Origin of the sequence: Duganella sp. Root198D2, assembly GCF_001428585.1 — a bacterium.
Taxonomy (GTDB): Bacteria; Pseudomonadota; Gammaproteobacteria; order Burkholderiales; family Burkholderiaceae_D; genus Rugamonas.
The window spans coordinates 21,862-41,409 of the sequence record NZ_LMIC01000009.1 but is presented as its reverse complement, the minus strand read 5'-3'; the positions used below and the strand labels follow the sequence as shown (position 1 = coordinate 41,409).

18 protein-coding genes are annotated in these 19,548 nt (G+C 63.1%); 1 reads left to right on the top strand and 17 read right to left on the bottom strand.

The window, feature by feature from the left end; all coding sequences use genetic code 11:
• Window positions 1-77 precede the first annotated feature (77 nt).
• From ASE26_RS10600 to ASE26_RS10545, 12 genes are all read right to left on the bottom strand, one after another.
• Window positions 78-998 (bottom strand): glycosyltransferase family 2 protein, encoded by a 921-nt coding sequence (locus ASE26_RS10600; RefSeq protein WP_229207210.1) that lies wholly within the window; start codon window positions 996-998, stop codon window positions 78-80.
• A 19-nt stretch (window positions 999-1,017) separates the two neighbouring features.
• Window positions 1,018-1,434 (bottom strand): GtrA family protein, encoded by a 417-nt coding sequence (locus tag ASE26_RS10595; RefSeq protein ID WP_055933861.1) that lies wholly within the window; start codon window positions 1,432-1,434, stop codon window positions 1,018-1,020.
• Window positions 1,435-1,448: 14 nt separating this feature from the next.
• Window positions 1,449-2,501 carry an NAD(P)-dependent oxidoreductase gene (locus ASE26_RS10590; protein ID WP_055933864.1) on the bottom strand — a complete coding sequence of 351 codons (1,053 nt, stop codon included), beginning with the start codon at window positions 2,499-2,501 and terminating at the stop codon, window positions 1,449-1,451.
• 2 nt (window positions 2,502-2,503) lie between these two features.
• Entirely contained in the window at window positions 2,504-3,532 is a 1,029-nt protein-coding gene (dmpG, locus tag ASE26_RS10585) for a 4-hydroxy-2-oxovalerate aldolase (protein WP_055933865.1), read from the bottom strand.
• On the bottom strand, window positions 3,525-4,427 hold the full coding sequence (locus ASE26_RS10580) for an acetaldehyde dehydrogenase (acetylating) (RefSeq protein ID WP_055933867.1): 903 nt from the start codon (window positions 4,425-4,427) through the stop codon (window positions 3,525-3,527). Before ASE26_RS10580 ends, dmpG begins: the two co-directional genes overlap by 8 nt.
• Window positions 4,424-5,374 carry an NAD(P)-dependent oxidoreductase gene (locus ASE26_RS10575; protein ID WP_055933869.1) on the bottom strand — a complete coding sequence of 317 codons (951 nt, stop codon included), beginning with the start codon at window positions 5,372-5,374 and terminating at the stop codon, window positions 4,424-4,426. The genes ASE26_RS10580 and ASE26_RS10575 overlap by 4 nt, the downstream gene beginning before the upstream one ends.
• A gap of 5 nt (window positions 5,375-5,379) precedes the next feature.
• Entirely contained in the window at window positions 5,380-7,209 is a 1,830-nt protein-coding gene (locus ASE26_RS10570) for a thiamine pyrophosphate-binding protein (RefSeq protein ID WP_057246182.1), read from the bottom strand.
• Complete coding sequence (gene rfbH / locus ASE26_RS10565) at window positions 7,209-8,534, bottom strand: lipopolysaccharide biosynthesis protein RfbH (RefSeq protein ID WP_055933874.1); 1,326 nt, start codon at window positions 8,532-8,534, stop codon at window positions 7,209-7,211. Before rfbH ends, ASE26_RS10570 begins: the two co-directional genes overlap by 1 nt.
• Complete coding sequence (rfbG, locus tag ASE26_RS10560; RefSeq protein ID WP_229207211.1) at window positions 8,531-9,649, bottom strand: CDP-glucose 4,6-dehydratase; 1,119 nt, start codon at window positions 9,647-9,649, stop codon at window positions 8,531-8,533. The genes rfbH and rfbG overlap by 4 nt, the downstream gene beginning before the upstream one ends.
• Window positions 9,631-10,404: a glucose-1-phosphate cytidylyltransferase gene (gene rfbF / locus ASE26_RS31475; protein WP_055933877.1), complete on the bottom strand. Its 774-nt coding sequence runs from the start codon at window positions 10,402-10,404 to the stop codon at window positions 9,631-9,633. The genes rfbG and rfbF overlap by 19 nt, the downstream gene beginning before the upstream one ends.
• A gap of 310 nt (window positions 10,405-10,714) precedes the next feature.
• Window positions 10,715-11,395, bottom strand: a complete 681-nt coding sequence (locus ASE26_RS10550) for an OmpW family protein (protein ID WP_055933879.1) — start codon at window positions 11,393-11,395, stop codon at window positions 10,715-10,717.
• 21 nt (window positions 11,396-11,416) lie between these two features.
• Window positions 11,417-12,790: an SGNH/GDSL hydrolase family protein gene (locus tag ASE26_RS10545; RefSeq protein ID WP_055933881.1), complete on the bottom strand. Its 1,374-nt coding sequence runs from the start codon at window positions 12,788-12,790 to the stop codon at window positions 11,417-11,419.
• 282 nt (window positions 12,791-13,072) lie between these two features.
• Here ASE26_RS10545 and ASE26_RS10540 point away from each other — a divergent pair, with 282 nt between their 5' ends.
• Complete coding sequence (locus ASE26_RS10540) at window positions 13,073-14,416, top strand: S41 family peptidase (RefSeq protein ID WP_082507432.1); 1,344 nt, start codon at window positions 13,073-13,075, stop codon at window positions 14,414-14,416.
• Here ASE26_RS10540 and ASE26_RS10535 read toward each other — a convergent pair.
• The 5 genes from ASE26_RS10535 to ASE26_RS10515 are packed head-to-tail and all read right to left on the bottom strand — an operon-like array spanning window position 14,376 to window position 19,532.
• Complete coding sequence (locus tag ASE26_RS10535) at window positions 14,376-15,911, bottom strand: S9 family peptidase (protein WP_055933885.1); 1,536 nt, start codon at window positions 15,909-15,911, stop codon at window positions 14,376-14,378. The genes ASE26_RS10540 and ASE26_RS10535 overlap by 41 nt on opposite strands.
• Before the next feature lie 44 nt (window positions 15,912-15,955).
• Window positions 15,956-16,969 (bottom strand): L-threonylcarbamoyladenylate synthase, encoded by a 1,014-nt coding sequence (locus tag ASE26_RS10530; RefSeq protein WP_055933887.1) that lies wholly within the window; start codon window positions 16,967-16,969, stop codon window positions 15,956-15,958.
• On the bottom strand, window positions 16,966-18,099 hold the full coding sequence (locus tag ASE26_RS10525; RefSeq protein WP_229207221.1) for a 5-(carboxyamino)imidazole ribonucleotide synthase: 1,134 nt from the start codon (window positions 18,097-18,099) through the stop codon (window positions 16,966-16,968). Before ASE26_RS10525 ends, ASE26_RS10530 begins: the two co-directional genes overlap by 4 nt.
• A gap of 35 nt (window positions 18,100-18,134) precedes the next feature.
• Complete coding sequence (gene purE, locus ASE26_RS10520; protein WP_055933891.1) at window positions 18,135-18,632, bottom strand: 5-(carboxyamino)imidazole ribonucleotide mutase; 498 nt, start codon at window positions 18,630-18,632, stop codon at window positions 18,135-18,137.
• 3 nt (window positions 18,633-18,635) lie between these two features.
• Window positions 18,636-19,532 (bottom strand): phosphoribosylaminoimidazolesuccinocarboxamide synthase, encoded by an 897-nt coding sequence (locus ASE26_RS10515; protein ID WP_055933894.1) that lies wholly within the window; start codon window positions 19,530-19,532, stop codon window positions 18,636-18,638.
• Window positions 19,533-19,548: the final 16 nt, after the last annotated feature.

The following is a 19,548-nucleotide window of genomic DNA, read 5'->3' as shown; positions in this document are numbered from 1 at the left end:
GTTTGCGAAATGCGCAACGATAATAGTGCAAATTTTGCATCTATGCTCGTCGCGGGACGAAAAAGAACCCCGCCGGCTTAAAAATTCACGCGTTCCAGTTCCACCACCAGCGGCATCTTGCGCACCTGCGTGTGGATGGAACCGATGTACTCCCCCAGCATGCCGATGAAGAAAGCCTGGATTGCGCCGAAGAAGAAGATACCGATCAGCAAAGGCGCCATGCCCAACTGGAAGGAATTCCAGAAGCACAGTTTGGCGACGAAAAAGGCCAGTGCCACAATCAAACTCAAAAATGCCAGCAGGAAGCCGCCCATCGCCATCAGCCGCAAGGGAATCTTGGAGTGATTGGTGATGCCCAGCATGGCGATATCGTACAAGGTGTAGAAATTGTTCTTCGTGATGCCGCGCGCGCGGCGCGGCTGCTTAAACTCCACCGTCGCAATCGGGAAGCCTATCTCGCACAGCAAGCCGCGGAAATACGGATAGGGATCATCGATCTTGCGCAAGATGTCGAGCACGGCACGGTCGAACATGCCGGCACCAGTAGCGTTCTGCACCAGCGGCACATCGGAAATGCGCGTAATGAAACGATAGTAGGCTTTGCGCACGAAGAACATGAGCGATGATTCTTCGCTCTCCGGCTTGACCGCCAGCACCGTCTTATAGCCGGCCTCCCACTTCTTGATGAACTCGGGAATCATCTCGGGCGGATCCTGCAAGTCCGAAGCGATCAGCACGCAGGCGTCGCCGTTGGCCTGCAAGATCGCATGGTAGGGCGACTTGATGTGGCCGAAGTTACGCGCATTGACAATAATCTTCAGCCGCTTGTCGCGTGCAGCGAGTTCCTTCAGCTTGCGCAGCGTGCCATCGGTCGAGGCATTGTCGATGCAGATATGCTCGTAATCGTAGGGCTGGCTTGCCATGACTTCGGCGATGCGCTTGTATAGCTCATCGATGTTGTCTTCCTCGTTGTAGCACGGCGTTACTATGCTGATCAATTTTCTTTCCGACATCACGTCAACCTTTTTTATAAACCCAATGATTCATCAACAGCCACCCCAGAAGCACGCCAAACGGAATGCACCATAACTGTCCCAGGTAAGGACCCAGGCCCCAGGCGACCGCGAACAAGTGCAGCAGGCCGGCATTGACCGCATAGATCAAGGCATATGCCAGCACAAATCTGGCAAAGACTACCCTGTTCATGTGGCCATCGAATACCATCCGGCCAAAACTGAAATAATTGAAAATGACTCCCGCCACCGTCGAGATGAACAGGGCGGCCAGGTACGGCAAGGTAAGCAGGAGCAAGGCGGCATATACGGCATAGCCGAATGCCGTGTTGAGCATGCCGGCGCCGATAAAGCGCAGCAGCCTGGCGGCGGCGCCGGAATCAGGCTTTGCTGTGCCGGCGCCTTGGGACGGGATCGTCATGCTTGCTATTCCGCTCAGTTGCGCGGGTCGACAAACCAGCGGTAAGTACGATCGATGGCTGCTTCCAGCGCGCAGGTCTCGCGCACGCCAAGACGCCGCAGCGAGTGGCTCATTTCAGGAAACAGGTCGTCCTGTTGCGGCGCCTTGTTCAGGGTATTGAGCTGCACGCGCGGCTTCGGCGATACGTGTTCGCCGATCAGGCGTACCAGTTCGTTGTGGCTGACCGGGTGGGCACTGCCCAGGTTGAAGATGTCGCCATCGCCGCCCTTGACCAGCGCTGCCAGCGTCCACCATGCGGCATCGCTACCGTACAGGTAGGAGCGGCGCGCACTGCCGTCGCCATGGATGCGGATGTCGCTGCCGGTCAGGGCATCGCGCAGGAAGTTGTTGATCGCCCATGGGCGATCCAGCTCCTGATAGGCGCCGGTCAGCGTGAACGGACGCACGGTGGTTACCGGCAGCCGGTATTGGCTGCGGTAGATCGCCGCCACCTGCTCCGCCGAGCGCTTGGCATCGGCGTACACGGTATGCAGCTGGCCGGACGGAATTGGGAAGTAATCCGTTTCCTGCAGCGGCCCGGCGCGGTCCGGCGTGCCTGCCACCAGGCAGGAGCTGACGTTGACGAAACGCAGCAGGCCGTCCAGCTGGCAGGCCGCTTCCAGCGCGTTGGCGATGCCGTTCACCGTGGTCTGGTGCACGCGCAGCGGGTCGGAAGAGTGCACGCGGTTGTTCGGGATGCCGGCTGCATGGACGATGTAGCTGGTGCCCTTGGCAAACTCGAAGGACGAGCGCACGTCCTGTGAGCGCAGGCGCACATCCAGACGGCCAGCCAGGTGCGGATACTTCTGCGGCCACTCGACGATATTGCGGGCGTACAGGTCGAGCGTGATGCCGAGGTGGTATTCATCGTTCAGCGCAGCCACCATTTCAGCGACCCAGGTGCCCAGGAAGCCGGTGCCGCCGGTGACGGCGATATGCTGGCGCGCCAGTGCGCCGCGGATCTCAGGGTTGCCGGCGCAGGCCGCCAGGCAGTCCTGGCGCATTTCGGCGAAGCGTGTGGCGGTCATTGTCAGCCTTTCGTTGCGGCGGCAGTACGTTGTTCGGCGAGGTCGCGCGCAACCTCGATGATCAGGCTCTCCTGGCCAGCCACTGCATTGCGCTTGCCGAGCCCGAAGAAAATGTCGCGCGGGTCGACGTTATAGTCCTGGGCGGCGCGCGCCACCGGCTTGGCGAAACCGGAAAACACGCCGGCCAGGCCGGAAACGATAGACAGCGGCGAGATCGAAGGCGCCACCGGGTTGAATTCCTTCTCGGCGATGTCGGCCGCGTCGAGGATCTTGTACAGGTCGATGCCGGTCTCGAAGCCCATGCGCTCGAACACCGCCACCAGCACTTCCAGCTGGGTGTTGCCGGCGCCGGCGCCAAAGCCGCGGATGGTGCCGTCGATGATGGTGGCTCCGGCTTGCACCGCCTTCACCGAGTTGATCACCGCCATGCCCAGGTTGTTATGGCCGTGGAAGCCGACCGGAATCGACAGGCCGTTGGCCAGCGTGGAAATGCGTTCGCTCACTTCATCCGGGAAGTAGGCCCCGGCCGAGTCCATGATGACGATCGCTTCCGCGCCGTAGGATTCCATTTTCCGGGCTTCTTCCAGCAGCACCGCCGGCGAGGCCATATGGCTCATCATCAGCACGCCCCAGGCTTCCTTGCCGGCCTGGCGCACGTAACCGATGTGGCGGTCGGTCACGTCGGCCTCGGTGCAATGGGCGGCAATGCGGAACACGTCGACGCCCAGGTCGATTGCCTTCGCCAGGTCCTTCTTGATGGTGCAGAAGCCGGGGATCACGTGGATGCCCAGGCGCGATGTCTCCAGGTGGGCGCGCGCGGTAGACAGGATCTCCTCGTCGCTCAGCCTGCACTCGCCGACCAGCATGGAGGAGGCGCCCAGGCCATTGCCGTGGCCGACTTCGACGATCGGCACGCGTGCCGCGTCCGCCGCCTGGCAATAGGCCACGAACGCTTCGCGGCTTAGCTGGTGGCGCACTGCGTGGTTGCCGTCGCGTAGCGTCGGGTCGCTGATCAGGATTTTCTTAGCCATGTCGGCGCTCCTTGGATTGCGGTGCGGTGGCGATCATTTCAGCCATCGCGATCGCAGCGCAGTTGATGATGTCAAGATTGCCGGCATATTGCGGCAGGTAGTCGCCGTTGCCCATCACCTTGATGGTGGTGACCACGCGGCCGCCGTCGACGGTGGGCGGCACGATCAACTGGTAACCCGGCACATAAGTCTTCAGCCGTGCGACCATCGCGTCGACGGCGGCGCGGATGGCGTCCAGGTCCGGGTCGGCGATCTTGGCGTAGATCGTCGTCTGCATATCGATCGGCGGATTGGCCGGGTTCAGGATCAGGATCGCCTTGGTACGCAGGGCGCCGGTGAAGCGCTGCAGCGCGTCCTCGGTGGTTTCAATGTATTCGTCCAGGTTGGCGCGGGTCGCCGGTCCGGCGCTGCGCGATGCGATGCTGGACGCCACTTCGATGTATTCAATGCCCTGGTGGACGCTGGCGATGGCGTTGGCGATCGGGATCGAGGACTGGCCGCCGCAGGTAATCATGTTGATGTTGCGCGCTCCGCTGTCAAGGCAGGCCTGGGCGTTGATGGCCGGGATGGCGAATTCGCCCAGCTTGGCAGGAGTCATGTCGACCACTGTTTTGCCCAGCTTTTCCAGCTGCGCCCAGTGTTCGGCGTGAGCCATGGCCGAGGTGCAGTCGAACACCACATCGCAGATGGCCGGGTCCTTGACGATCGCCTCGATGCCGCGGTCGGATATCGGCACGCCCAACTGGCTGGCGCGCTTCATGCCTGCCGAATTGAAGTTACGTCCCGCGAACAAGGTGCAGGTCAGGTGCTGCGAACGCATTGCCTTGACCAGCAGGTCGGTGCCGATATTGCCGGAGCCGATGATCGCGATCTTCAGTTTGTCGGTTGATTTCATCTGTTTTCACTCATTTTTGGTGCGCTACCGCTTGCCAGGATGATCGCGGATTCCGCGGCAACGCCCTCGGCGGAAGAATAGGCTGGCTGATAGCCCAGCGCAGCGGCCAGTCTCTGCGTCGAATAATAGTGCGGCTTGCCGCCGGTAGCATTGACGCCTGCCGCCCCGGCAGCCAGTTCATAGCGCAGGCCGAAGCGCTGCTGCATCAGGCTTAGCAGCTCGGTCTTGCTGATCGGCGCCCGGCTGTAGCAGTCCAGTGCCAGGTTGCCCGGCGCGCCATCGAGCACGCAGGCCACCATGCGGTGGAAGTCGTCCGGGTGCAAATAGTCGCGCACCATCTGGCTGTCGCTGGCCTGCAGCACCTGGCCGTCGCGAATTGCGCGCAGGATGTCGGTGATAAAGAAGCGACCCGCCAGGTCCTGGCTGCGGCTGAAGTAATTGAACACGCGCAGGTCCGTGATCGCATGGTCGGGCATGGCGCGGTGCTTGCACTCGGCGTGCAGCTTGGCAACCGCGTAGTAATCCTGCGGCGCCAGGTGGTTGATCGCCAGGCTGGCCACGGTATCCGGACCGGCCGGCTGCAGGAAGCCGCTGCCATAGGCGGCGCCGCTGCTGAGGAACAGGTAGCGGCGCTCCGGATTGGCGCGCAGGCCGGCCAGGGCCAGGTCGTCGTATTGCTGGGTAATCGCAAAGATGTCGCCGCCCATCCTGGCCGCCCGCTGCGGATCGCCAACCCCGACGAAATTCAGCACCGCTTCATGCGGCGCGCTGCCGTAGCTGTCGTAGCCGTGCACCGCGCAGTCCAGTTGCCGCGCCGCCAGCCAGTCTCGCATGGCGGCCTGGTCGCGCACGTACAGCAGGAGGTCGCGTCTGCCTTCGCGCGCCAGGGACAGGATCAGGTCCTTGGCGATCTGGCTGTTGGCACCGAGGATGGCAACGCGGCTCATGGGGTTCACAAGGTCCTGGACTTTTCGTGCATGCCCTGCAGCATGGCCTGGTCCAGTACATCGCGCGGCAGCAGCGGCGACAGGTCTTCCAGCGGCGGCGAGACCAGGCTGCCATCTTCCCGCGCAACGACCGAGAGCTTCGGCGAGAACAGCTGTTCCGGATGCATGAAGACCTCGCAGATTACCGGGCCTGTTGCCGCCTGCACCTGCTCCAGGGTCGCATCGACTTCATCCCACTTGCGGATCTGGAACGATGGAATGCCGAACGCGGTCGCCAGCTTGGAAAAGTCGGGGCACGACACGCCGGACTTGCGGTCGGTGCCAACGTAGCCGGACCTGAACAGCGAGTTCTGCGTATGCTTGATCATCAGGTAGCCATCATTGTTGAAGATGAACAGCTTGATCGGCAACTGGTGGTGCACCATGGTTTGCAGTTCCTGCAGGTTCATCATCATGCCGCCGTCGCAATTCAGGCACATGACTTCGCCGCGCTCGTTGGCGAACGAAACGCCGAGCGCGGCAGGCAGGCCGTAGCCCATCTCGCCCAGGCCGGTGGAGGTCATCAGGCGCTGGCCATCCTTGATGCGCAGCACCTGATGGCCGCACAGCAAGGCGGTGCCCATATCGGTGACCACCACCTGGCCGGGCTTGAAATGGCGGTTAAGGCGCTCCATGAAGCGGTAGGAGTTCATGAAGCCGCCCTTGTCGGCATGCTCTTCGCCCACCCAGGGGAATTGCGCCTCGTAGGCGCGGCATTTCTCCAGCCATTCCTGGCGCGCTGGCAGCGCGGCCATGGCCTCCAGCCGGCTGAGCAGGGCATCGAGGAAGACTCCCGCATCGCACACAATATTCTGCGTAGTGCGGCTGGCCAGCTTGTGCGCTTCAGCGTGGTCGATATCGACCACGTCGATGCGCGCCATGCGTGCCAGCTCGGTCAGGTCGTATCCGACCTGCGGGATCGCAAGGCGGGTGCCGATGGCCAGCACATAGTCGCTGTTTTGCAGGATAAAGTTGGCGGAGCGCTGCCCGTACACGCCGGCGCGGCCGAAGACCAGCGGGTGGTCGGAGTCGATCATGTCGATGCCGGCCCAGGAAACCAGCGCCGGCATGCCCAGCTTTTCCAGCAGCGGCGCGATCTTACGCTCGGCGCCCGCCAGGCGAATGCCGTTGCCCAGCCACAGCAGCGGGCGTTCGGCCGCCACCAGCGCGGCGACCGCGCTGTCAACCTGCTGCGATACCGCGGCGTCCAGGTAGCCGGTGGCGACCGGCGAATCGAAGTGCGCAACGCTGTCGCGCGTGATGCGTGCGGCCTGCACATCCATCGGGATCTCGATCCATACCGGCCCCGGACGCCCGGCCAGCGCAAGATGCACGCCCTTCTCCAGTTCAAACACGGCCTGCTCGCCCCGGGTAACGCGCTGCTGGTACTTCGATACACGCTCCACCATCTGGCACGAATCGTAGCCCTGCACGCCCCACATGCGCAGCGGGTTCTCAGCGAAGGTGAATTTCGAGTTCTCGTTGCCGGCGATGACCAGGCAAGGAATCGAATCGGCCCAGGCCGACACCACGCCGGTCACGCCGTTGGTGGAACCGGCGCCGGTGGTCAGCAGGGCTGCCGCCAGGCGGCCGTTGGTGCGATAGTAGGTCTGCACGGCCATGGCGGCAGCCTGCTCGTGGTGTACGCACACGATCTCGGTGTAGCCGTGCCGGGTAATCGCTTCGAACAGGTGGACATTGCCGGCGCCGATGATGCCGAAAACATGCTTGATCCCCAGCTGTTCCAGGGCTTCGGCCAGCAACTGGGCAACCTTGATTTTGTCTTGTGCATCCATCAGAAATTCACGCCAAAGTAAGCTTCGATTTTTTCAACGGCGTAGTCCAGCATTTCGCGGGTCAAGCCCGGGAATACGCCAATCCAGAAGGTGTCGTTCATGATCCGGTCGGAGTTGGTCAGCTCACCCGAGATGCGGAAATTACGGCCCTGCATGTACGGCTGGCGCACCAGGTTGCCGGCGAACAGCAGGCGCGTACCGATCTTGTGCTGGTCCAGGTAGGTCAGCAGGTCGACGCGCGCGGTGTTCGCTTCCGGCTTCAACGTGAGCGGGAACCCGAACCAGGACGGGTCGGAATTGGGCGTTGCCTCGGGCAGGATCAGGAACTCCGCACAGCTGGCCAGGCGCTCTTTCAGGTAGGCGAAATTGGCCTTGCGGGCGGCGATGAAATCGTCGACGCGGTCGAGCTGGGCGAGGCCGCAGGCAGCCTGCATGTCGGTGATCTTGAGGTTGTAGCCCAGGTGGCTGTAGGTGTACTTGTGGTCATAGCCGGGCGGCAGCGTGCCGAAGCACTGGCAGAAACGCTTGCCGCAGGTATTGTCCTTGCCCGGCGGGCAATAGCAGTCACGGCCCCAGTCGCGGAAGGACTCGGCGATCAGCTTCAGTTCCGGGTTGTTGGTAAACACCGCGCCGCCCTCCCCCATGGTGATGTGATGGGCTGGATAGAAGCTGATCGTGCCAATATCGCCGAAAGTGCCGACCAGCTTGCCGTCATAGGTGGCGCCCAGGGCATCGCAGCAATCCTCGATCAGCCACAGCTTGTACTTCTTGCACAGGGCGACAACGGCCTCGAGGTTGTACGGATTGCCCAGCGTGTGGGCCAGCATGATGGCCTTGGTCTTGCCGGTGATGGCCGCTTCGATCAGCGTGGCATCGATGTTGTAGGTGCCCAGTTCGACGTCGACGAATACCGGCACCGCGCCGAATTGCAGGATCGGATTGACGGTAGTCGGGAAACCGGCTGCAACGCCGATCACTTCGTCACCGGGCTGGATGGCGCGCGCGCCCAGCTTGGGCGAGGTCAGCGCGCTGAACGCAACCAGGTTGGCCGACGAGCCGGAATTGACGGTGATCAGGAATTCCACGCCCAGGTACTTGGCCAGGCGCGCCTCGAACTGGTCGTTGAAGCGGCCGGTGGTCAGCCAGGCATCGAGAGATGCCTCGACCATCATCTGCATTTCCGGTGTGCCGACTACCTTGCCGGCCGGCGGAATCACGGTCGTGCCTGGGTCGAAGGCGCGCGGTGCGCCGGCCAGGGCGCCGTATTCGGCCACCAGTGCCGCGATCTCCTGGCGCAATTGTTGGGGAGTTTTTTGTGTGCTCATCTTGCTTGACTTGGTGGCTGGATAATTGGAATCAGCTTGTTTTGATAGGCGTGGATTTGACCCAGCGTCAGGGCGCGCACGTCGGCGCCGCCCTGGCGCTGGCGCGACCAGTCGACGATCATGCCCAGCGCAGGCTCCAGGCGCAGCGCCGGCTGCCAGCCGAGCCGGGCACGCGCCTTCGAAATATCGAGCTTGAGGTAGGTCGCCTCGTGCGGATGCTCGCCGGCATCGACCTGTGACCGCGCGCCCTCGCCCCACAGCGCGGCCATGGTGTCGACGATCCAGCCGACCGGCATGGCGTCCTCGTCGTTGGGGCCGAAATTCCAGCCTTCGGCAAATGCCACGCCGTCGCCATACAGCTTTTCAGCCAGCATCAGGTAGCCGCGCAGCGGCTCGAGTACATGCTGCCATGGACGCACGGCATGCGGGTTGCGGATATGCACCACGCGGCCTTGTTCAAAGGCGGCCAGGATATCGGGCAGCAGGCGATCCTGCGCCCAGTCGCCGCCGCCGATCACGTTGCCGGCGCGCACGCTGGCAATGGCCACGCCGTGCCGCGCATAGTCCTTCTCGTGAAAGAAGGACTGGCGGTAGGCCGCGGTGACCAGCTCGGCGCAGCCCTTGCTGCTGCTGTACGGATCGTAGCCGCCCATCGGCTCGTTTTCGCGGTAGGCCCAGAGCCACTCGCGGTTTTCGTAGCATTTGTCGGTGGTAATGTTGACCACGGCCTTGACGCCGGGCGCCAGGCGCACGGCTTCGAGCAGGTTGACGGTACCCATGACATTGGTGGCATACGTTTCGACCGGCTCGGCGTAAGAATGGCGTACCAGCGGCTGGGCCGCCATGTGGAACACGATTTCGGGACGGTGCTCGGCCACCACGGCGCGCACGGCGGCCAGGTCGCGGATATCGCCGATCACGCTGTCCATGCCGGCCGCTACCCCAGCCTCGTCGAACAGGCTGGGACTGGTTGGCGGAGCCAGCGCATAGCCCACCACCTGCGCGCCCATGGATTGCAGCCACAGCGCCATCCAGCTGCCTTTGAATCCGGTGTGGCCCGTCAGCAGGACGCGGCGGCCGCGCCAGAACCCTGGATTCACGACCAAACCTTCCACGGTGCTTCGCCGGACTGCCACAGCTCTTCCAGGTAGGTCTTGTCGCGCAGGGTGTCCATCGGCTGCCAGAATCCGTGATGCGGGAAGGCGGCAAGCTGGCCTTCGCTGGCCAGGCGCTCGAGGGGCTCGCGTTCCCATACAGTCTTATCGTCGCTCAGGTAATCAAGTACGTCCGGCGAGAGAACAAAGAAACCGCCATTGACCAAGCCGCCGTCGCCCTTGGGTTTTTCGACAAAGCTGACAACCTTGTCGCCCTGCAGGTCGAGCGCGCCGAAACGGGCTGGTGGCACCACGGCCGTCAGGGTCGCCTTGGTGTTCTGGGTGCGGTGGAATTCGATCAGGGCGCCGATATTCACGTCGGACACCCCGTCGCCGTAAGTCAGGCAGAAAGCCGGCTCGTTCTTCACATGGTCGGCGACGCGCCGCAGGCGGCCCCCGGTCATGGTCTGTTCGCCGGTATCGACCAGGGTCACTTTCCATGGTTCGGCGTAACGCTGGTGCACCTCCATCTGGTTGCGCGCGATATCGAAAGTCACATCCGAGGTATGCAGGAAGTAATTGGCGAAATACTCCTTGATCATGTACCCCTTGTAGCCGCAGCAGATCACGAATTCGTTGATGCCGTAGGCCGAATACGTCTTCATGATATGCCAAAGGATAGGCTTGCCGCCAATTTCGACCATCGGTTTCGGCCTGACATGGGTTTCCTCGGAAATACGCGTTCCAAGCCCGCCTGCCAAAATTACTGCTTTCATTTTCGCCCTTTACAAAGTCCAGAACAAACCCCGGCATCTGGAGGCTGTTACCCGTGGTGCCAATATGTCAATAAACCCACAGCCTGAACGGGCGCGTTATTGTAATTTACTTTTTCCCATACGCAACGGAATCGCCTTTCATAAAATACAATTCCCGGACGCAACCGTCGCCTTGACGATTATATTAGGGCTCGATCGTTCGACAATGGCGGAGCAATCCTTTGTCGCATTATCGCCATAGCGCCAGGATCGTTGCTGACCTCGAAAGAAAAAAGCCGCCTTGCGGCGGCTTTTCGGTCTTGGCCCGGGCTTAGAAACGGTAGCCGACCGACAGGCTGACTGCCAGCGGGTCCAGCTTGATGTCCAGCGTCTGGCCGGTGGAGAAGTGGGCGGTGGTCTTGAGCTTGGTCTTGACCACGTTCAAGTCGGCAAAGTAACGCTCGCCGAGCTTGGCGGTGGCGCCGATCACCAGGCTGCCTGCGTGCTTGGCATCCAGCGAGTAGGTTGCCGGCTGGCCGCCGGTATTCAGCACGGCGGTCAGCTGGGCCGAGCCGGTCTCTTTCTGGAAATAGGCGTAGCTGTAGCCAACGCCAACGTAGGGACGCACGGTTGCAGTCGGCTCGAACATGCGGTACTGCAGGAAGAGCGTCGGCGGCAGCGCCTCGGCGGTACCGAGCTTGCCGGTGCCCTCGATCGTGCCGGCGCCGTACAAGGTGTGCTTGTACGGCACGCCCAGCATCAGTTCGGTGCTCACGTGATCGGTGATCATGTAGCCGATGCTGAAGATCGGCTTGGTGTCCGAACCCACGTCAGCCTTGATGCCAGGCTTGGAAGGCGCGGTCACGTCGCCCGAGGTAACGTCAGGCGAAATGCGGTTGACGCCGACCTTGCCCAGCCATTCACCCTTGGATTGCGCCGCTGCGCCCGACGCTGCGCCCAGCGCGGCCACGACGGCCAGCAGCTTTACGGCGGTGTTGATACCTTGTGTCATTTTGTCTCCTGTGTCCTGTAATTACAGCCAGCCCTTGGCTACCATTTTTTCCGAAACATAGCGCGCCAGCAGCAGGTGCAGGAACGGGGTCGGATGCACGGTGTCGGCATAGGCGTAATGGCTCACATCGCCGGCCTTCAGGTTGCTCGCGCTGCAGCCCAGCGAATTGCCCAGGATATTCTTGGCGGGAGTCAGGTCGCAAGCGGATTCGGTGACATTGGTCAGGCCGTATGGCGCAGGATTGGTTGCCTGGTCGTGGCTGGCGCTGTACGTGTCCACCAGCAGGATCTTGGCGTCGCCCGACAGGCCGGCCGCCAAGGTATCGTTGAAGGCCTTGACCATACCGTCGATCAGTGCGCGGGTGCTGGCCGATTGCGACAGGCCGGACGGGGTGTTGGCGATGTCCGGCATATTGTTCACCACCACGAAGTTGGCGCCATTGGCCACGACCTGGGTCTTGACCAGTGCCACCAGTTCGGCGCCTGCCTTGGCAATGTTCTGCACCAGGACCGGCGCCTGCGCGGCGGCGTAGTCGGCACCAGCCTTGGTACCGGCGGCAGTGGCATCAGCCTCCGCCTTGACACCCATCGGGCCATACACGGCTGGTGAAGCGGCGGCGGCATTGCCAGCCAACTCGGCTGCCTTCGCGGCGGCAATCACGATGGAGGTGCTGGTGCTGCCAGCACGTGCGGCTTCGGTGGCGATGGCCAGCGCGATCGATTGCACGGCAGTGGCGGGGTTGGTGGCGCCGGCCGCCAGCTGGGTTGCCAGGCTGGTGGCGAAGGCGGTCTTGGCGGCAGCAGTGCCGGCGGCGGTTGCACCAGTCGACAATTGCTCGAGGCTGATCAGGACATCGTTGTTGCCGCCCATGACGTAGACGATCTCGTCGCCCTTGAACTTGCCGCCCACGATCGCCAGGTGGTTCTTGACCTGGGTAACCAGCGGTACGGTCAGCGCGCCCAATGGGCTGCCGGCCAGTTTATTGCCTGGACCGACAGGATTGGTCACGCGGGCGCCGCCCTGCGCATAGCCAAAGCAGCCTGCCTTGGCTTGCACCGGGACGCTGAAGCCACTGGCGGCATCGCCATCCAGGCCGGTCACGGCCGGGCATGGTGCCGGCAGGCCGACTTGTGCAGCCATCAGCTCGGTCCAGTTCTTGCCGGTCAGGGCCGGATTGGTCTTGGTGCTGTCGCCGTTGATGGTGAAGGTGCCGCCGCCGATGGCTTGCACGGTGCCGACCTTGTAGGTACCGACGTCCGACAGGCTGTCGCCGAAGGTGATCTGGGAGGAATATTTAAGCTTGGGGGCTTGATCGCCTGGACGTGGATCGTTGCCGCCGCAACCGGCAATAACTGCCGCTGCCATGACCGTCATGGCAAGTTTGAAATGACGCATTGTGTCTCCGGAATGGTTTTTTTGAGTGCTTTGCGAACGTGCGTGCTATTCGCTGCCAAACTAATATGCCAGCACACACTTGCCCGTTACAAGTAGAAATTTGTAAAAACGATAGCATTTCTCAATCAAGGGCAGCGACTGTAGCAGCCATACATCAGCATTGCAAGTTACTCCCCTTCCGCCCAGGCCGGCTGGGCAAATTCCTGCTTCAGGATATCGGTGAAACGCCGCGTGCGCCAGCTCTTCAGCACAGACTTGATTCCATTCATTATAATTTCCATAATGAAAATCCCTCTCCTTCTCCTTACCCTTGGAGTGCTGTGCAGCGCGCCACTCCACGCCGATCCAGCCCGGTTTACACCATCCCAGTTGCAGCAAGACCTGCAATTCGTCCGCACTGCCATCGAAAGCACGCACCCGGAACCGGCGCTGCGCTCGGGGCAGCAAGCCTACGAGAAAGCCTTCCAGACGGCGCAAGCCAAGCTTGGCCAGCCGCTGTCGCGTGACGAAGCATGGCGCGTGCTGGCGGCCATGAATCCGGTTTTCAACGATGCCCACCTTGGCGTCGTTTTCCCCGACTGGCGGGCGGAAACACGGACCCACCTGCAAGCGGGCGGCAAGCTGTTTCCGTTCGAGGTCATGATCGACGGCCAGCAACGTTTGCGCATCGTCGCCGGCCTGGGCGGCGCCACAAGCACACTGGCAGGCAGCGACATCGAAAGCATCAACGGCATGCCGTCGGCGCGCATCCTGCGCGAGCTGGGAGCGCTGGTGCATGGCGATACGCCGGCCTTCCGCAACAAGCTGCTGGAGCGGCGCTTCTGGCTGTACTACTGGAAGAACTATGGCGCAGCCGAACACTTTATGCTGAAGGCAGGCGCCCAGGAGATGGACGTTCCCGCCGCAGCCTCGCTACCGGCCGCAGTAGCCGGTGAAAAATCGTTCGAGCAGACTTTCCAGTTCCGCATGCTGCCAGGCGGCGTCGGGCTGCTGACCGTCAACCAGTTCGCCTGGCCGGACAAGCAGCGCTTCTACGATTTCACCGGACGCGCCTTCACCACTTTGCGCGATGCCGGTGCTCAGACGCTATTGATCGATGTGCGTGAAAACGGCGGCGGCGATGACGATATGTGGAAGACCGGCATCCTGCGCTACATCGCGGATAAGCCCTATCGCAACGGATCGAGCTATGTGAAGAAGGTGCTGGAGGGCCGTGCCGGCCCTGGCGAAAAAGTTGGCGATATTGTCAGCGGCAACGTCGATAGCTGGGTCCAGCCGGAACCGGCGCATCCGCTGCACTTTGGCGGCAAGGTCTTCGTGCTGGTGGGCGACCTGACTTATTCCTCCGCCATCCTTTTCAGCAATACGGTGCAGGATCACGGCTTCGCCAGGCTGGTCGGCGCCGGCGGCTACGCCTACGTGCGCCAGACCGGCGGCACGCAGAAACAGCATGTGCTGCCGAACACCGGGCTCGAAGTCGTGGTGCCGCGCTTCGTGCTCGACCGCCCCTCAGGCAAGCGTGAACCGGCTCTGGTGCAGCCGGATATCGTGCTGGCCGACGATCCTTTCGATCGCGACGCGCTGGTCAGGGCGCTCCTGAAGCATCCTGCCGCAGCAGCGAATTGAAGTAATTCCGGGCGGCCAGCAAACACGGGGCGCCGGCCAGGCGCGAGTGGTAGCTTTCCATCAGAAGTTCGCTGGCGCTGCGGCCGCTCTTGCCCGCTTCTTCCTCCGCCTTCTTCATGCTCTCCGCACTGATCAGGGCGAAGCTGCGGCGGGCGGTGCTGAACTCGTCCTGGGTACCCTGGTCTTCCAGGTCGACCACTGTGGGCGGCGCACCGTGCTGGCTGAAATATTCCGCCGCCGCCGTGGCGTTAAAGAAGGGCACGGAAGGATCCTTGCTGCCGCCGCACAGCAGCAAGGGGCTTTGCGGCGTGTAATTGCGCAGGTCGTTTTTCAGCATCCATTTACGCAGGTTGTTGGCGGGCGTGCAGTCGCCGTCATCGCAGGGATGCTGGGCCAGGTCTTGCAAATAGGCGTCGCGGTAGCTGGTGCGTACCAGGTGCGGATTGCTGAAATAGGCGGAAGCGCCCCTGCCCTGCGGCTGCGAATCGAGCGCGAAGAGCGCAGCCTTGGGCAGTTTGCCTTGCTTGACCAGTTCCTTGCGCGTCATCCTGGTCGGGAACAGGGTCTCGATACCGCTGGCATATTGCAGCTCATACAGCTCTTCCGGCTTGCCGTAGATGGCGGCGCCCGCACGCTGGGCGGAAGTGGCGATCAGCGGCAGGTAGATGGTGATGCCGGCGTTCGGCTGGCCGCTGAACACCATGTCGGAAAAGCGCGCCATCGCATATGGTCCGGACAGGCCCGCGGCAGCGGCAACCTTGAATTCGCTGCCCTGCTGCATGGCGCGCTGGGTGGCCAGCGTCACGTGGCCGCCTTGCGAGTAGCCGGCCAGGAACAGCTGCGGTGCCGCCTGCACTTTGAGTTGCGCCATCGCGCTGCGGGCGGCGCGCATGGCGTCGATCATGTCGGCCGATTGCTGCTCCGCGTTCAGGTAGGGATGGTAAGGCAGGGAGGAGCCGTCATAGCCGGCGTAATTCGGTGCTACGACAATATAGCCTTGCGCCGTGAACAAGGCAGCCACCAGCTTGGCCTCGCCGCGCAGGCGCGCCATATTGTGGTCCTTGGCGGTCGAGGTACCGTGGGCGTACAGCAGCACCGGCCGCGGCCCCTGGCAGGCAGGGTCCTTCCCGGACGGCAGGATCAGCGCGGTGCTGGCATCAGTCGGCTCGCCGCTGCCGCCAACGGTGCTGTACCGCAGGCTGTAAGTGGTGATGGTGCAGCGCGGTTTGCCGGCAGCTTCGGCCAGCGCACTGCCGGCTTTTTCCAGCACTTCGGCCAGCATCTCGGGTTCGATGCGCTTGGAGGTGCTGAACACACCGGTTTCGATACGGGACAAGGTGGGGCCGGACAACAGCGTGCCGCGTCCGGGCGCGGCCAGCGTGGCGCGCGAGACGGCGCCCGATTCAGCGCCGCCATACGCCGGCGCGCCGGGCAACATGGCAATCGTGGCGGCGCACGCCACACTGCGTGCGATGTGTACCGTGCTGCGGGACATGGCTGCCTCCTCGCTTGCGCAGGAGGCGGGCCGCCCCGCTGCGGTTACGACTTCAGGAAACGCTCAATAATGCCGGTCGAACCGAAGGCGGCGCGGCGCAGGCGGTCGTTGACGCCCAGCCAGGCATCGTCGCTCGGCGGTGCTTCCACGAGGATCAGCTCTACCTGCTGCTGGTCCATCGCGCGCAACGCGGCATACACACCATAAGCATACCCTTTTGGCTCGGCCGGGAGCGCCACATTTGGTTGAGTGAGCGCAAACGGCGAGTAGTGGATCAGCGCGGCACACCGCCCACGCAGCGTGAGTTCCGCAAGGGTTTTTTCGATGTCGCCAGTCGGCAACAGTGCTACCGGCGCCTTGGGCGCGTAATGCGATTCCAGCGTGCCTGAGGCGCGCGGCGCGGCCTGGTCGGGCTGGCGCGGCATGCTGCCGATCACGTCCGCGATCTGCTGTGCCGTGATGTGGCCGGGACGCAGCAGCACCGGGCCATGCGAGGCCAGGCGCGACATGTCGAGGATGGTTGATTCGATGCCAACCTGGCTCGCACCGCCATCGAGGATGGCGGCCAGGCGCGGGTCGTCGCCGAACTCGTCATGCACGTGCTGGGCGGTGGTTGGGCTGACGTTGCCGAACTTGTTGGCCGAAGGTGCTGCCACGCCACCCTTGCCTTCCTTGAATGCTTGCAGCAGCTGCATCGCCACCGGGTGCGACGGGCAGCGGATGCCGACCGTATCCTGGCCGCCGGAAACGGCGTCGGGAATGCGGGCATTGCGCTTCAGGATCAGGGTCAACGGGCCGGGCCAGAAGGCACGCACCAGGGCGCGCGCCTCATCCGGTACTTCGGTGGTCCAGTAATCGATGTCGGCGCCGGGGGCGACGTGTACGATCACCGGATGGTCCTGCGGCCTGCCTTTGGCGGCGTAAATCTTTGCTACGGCAGCCGGGTTCTCCGCATCCGCACCGAGGCCGTACACGGTCTCGGTGGGGAACGCGACCAGGTCGCCGTTCGCCAGCGCGGCTGCCGCGCCGGCGATGTTGCGCGATGCTGCGTCGGTCATGCTTCGATCCCGAGGATGGCGCAGGCCGCGTTGAGGTGCTGCTGCGCTTCCGCCAGCGTCGGTGCGACGAAGGTCAGGTGGCCCATCTTGCGGGCACGGCGCGGTTCTTCCTTGCCGTACAGGTGCAGGTTGGCGCCTGGCAGCGCCAGGACCTTGTCCCACGCCGGTTCGCGTACATCGTCGCCCTCGCCTTCGTACCAGATGTCGCCCAGGATGTTCAGCATGACAGCCGGCGAATGCTGGCGCACATCGCCCAGCGGCAGGCCGGCCATGGCACGAACCTGCTGTGCGAACTGGCTGGTGACGCAGGCGTCGATGGTGTAGTGGCCGCTGTTGTGCGGACGCGGCGCCATCTCGTTGACCACCAGCGAACCATCGGCCAGCACGAAGAACTCGATGCACAGCACGCCGACGTAGCCCAGCTCCGCCACGATGGCTTTCGCTGCGGCCTGCGCTTTGGCGGCGCAATCGTCGGTGATGTTCGGACCCGGCACAGTGGTGGTGAACAGGATGCCGTCGCGGTGCACGTTTTCGGCGATCGGGTAGACCACCGAGGCGCCGTCGGCAGCACGTGCGGTCAGCACCGACACTTCATACGCCAGCGGCAGCATCTTCTCCAGCAGGCAGGTAACCTTGCCCATGCCGTCGAAGGCGGCACGCACGTCGTCGCGCGACTTCACGCGCACCTGGCCCTTGCCGTCGTAGCCCATGCGGACAGTTTTCAGGATACCCGGCAGCAGGTCATCGCTGATGGCGTCGATATCGGCGTCGGCCGCAATGACTTTATGCGGCGCCGGCATCACGCCCGACTTGGCGGCACTGGCGACGAAGAAGCTCTTTTCCGCAATGCGGTCCTGCGCCACGGACACGCCGTGCGCATTCGGCGCCACGAAGACCGATTGCGCCAGGCGCGACAGGCTGTCGGCCGGAACGTTCTCGAACTCGGTGGTGACAGCCACGCATTGCGCAGCCAGTGCATCGAGGCCGGCGGCATCGCTGTAGCCGGCGTTGATCAGGCGATTCGCCGCCTGCCCCGCAGGGCAGTCAGCGGCAGGCTCCAGCACGGCCACGTTGTAGCCCATGCTCTGCGCGGCGTGCGCGAACATGCGGCCAAGCTGGCCGCCGCCCATCACGCCCAGCCACGCTGGAGGGTTCTTCACATTGCTCATACAGGCAAAACCATTGCTTTAGCGGCCGCGGTCTGGGTCACGCGGAATTCTTCCAGTTTGGCAGCCAGCGCATCGTCGGTGGTGGCGATGATCGCCACCGCGGTCAGGCCCGCGTTGGCAGCGCCAGCCTCGCCGATGGCGAAGGTCGACACCGGCACGCCTTTCGGCATCTGCACGATGGACAGCAGCGAGTCTTCGCCGCGCAGGTACTTGGAGGGCACAGGCACGCCCAGCACCGGCACGATGGTCATTGCAGCCACCATGCCAGGCAGGTGGGCCGCGCCGCCGGCGCCGGCGATAATGGCGCGCAGGCCGCGAGCGCGGGCGCTCCTGGCGTAGGCGTACATCTCGTCCGGCATGCGGTGGGCGGAGATCACTTGCGCTTCATACGGCACGCCGAACTGCTTCAGCATGTCGACCGCGTTCTTCATCACGTCCCAGTCCGAGGACGAGCCCATGATGATGCCGACCAATGGCTTGTTTTGATCGGACATGGCTTATACCTTCAGCTTTTCGCCGGTCAGGCGTTCGATGGCTTCGAAGTACTTGGCCTGGGTCTTTTCGATCACTTCCGCTGGCAGCGCTGGTGCCGGCGGGGTCTTCTGCCAGTCCGTCAGGGTTTCCAGGTAATCGCGCACGAACTGCTTGTCGTAGGACGGCGGCGAGATGCCTGGACGGTAGGAGTCGGCCGGCCAGAAGCGCGAAGAGTCGGCGGTCAGCACTTCATCCATCAGGTGCAGGACACCGTTGTCGTCCAGGCCGAATTCGAACTTGGTGTCGGCGATGATGATGCCCCTGGTGGCAGCGTAGTCGGCAGCGGTGGTGTACAGCTTGATCGCGACTTCGCGGATCCTGGCAGCCAGTTCGGCGCCGATTTTCTTTTCCATCTCTTCGAAGGAGATGTTTTCATCGTGTTCGCCCAGGTCGGCCTTGGCGGCCGGGGTGAAGATTGGTTCCGGCAGCTTGTCGGCTTGCTGCAGGCCTTCCGGCAGCTTGATGCCGCAGATGGAACCGCTGGCCTGGTAGTCTTTCCAGCCGGAGCCGATGATGTAGCCGCGTACCACCGCTTCCACCAGGATTGGCTTCAGGCGCTTCGCCACAACGGCGCGGCCTTTCACCTGCTCCACTTCGTCCTGTGCCACCACGGACTCCGGCGTCACGCCGGTCAGGTGGTTAGGGACGATGTGGCCCAGTTTCTCGAACCAGAAATCGGACATCTGGTTCAGGACCATGCCTTTGCCGGGGATCGGCTCGTTCATCACAACGTCGAACGCGGACAGGCGATCGGTGGTGACGATCAGGATCTTGTCGGTGCCGACGGCGTAGTTGTCGCGCACTTTACCGTGGCCCAGCAGGGGGAGGGATTTGATGGAGGATTTGTACAGGCTGTTCATGGCGGGGGTACTTTGA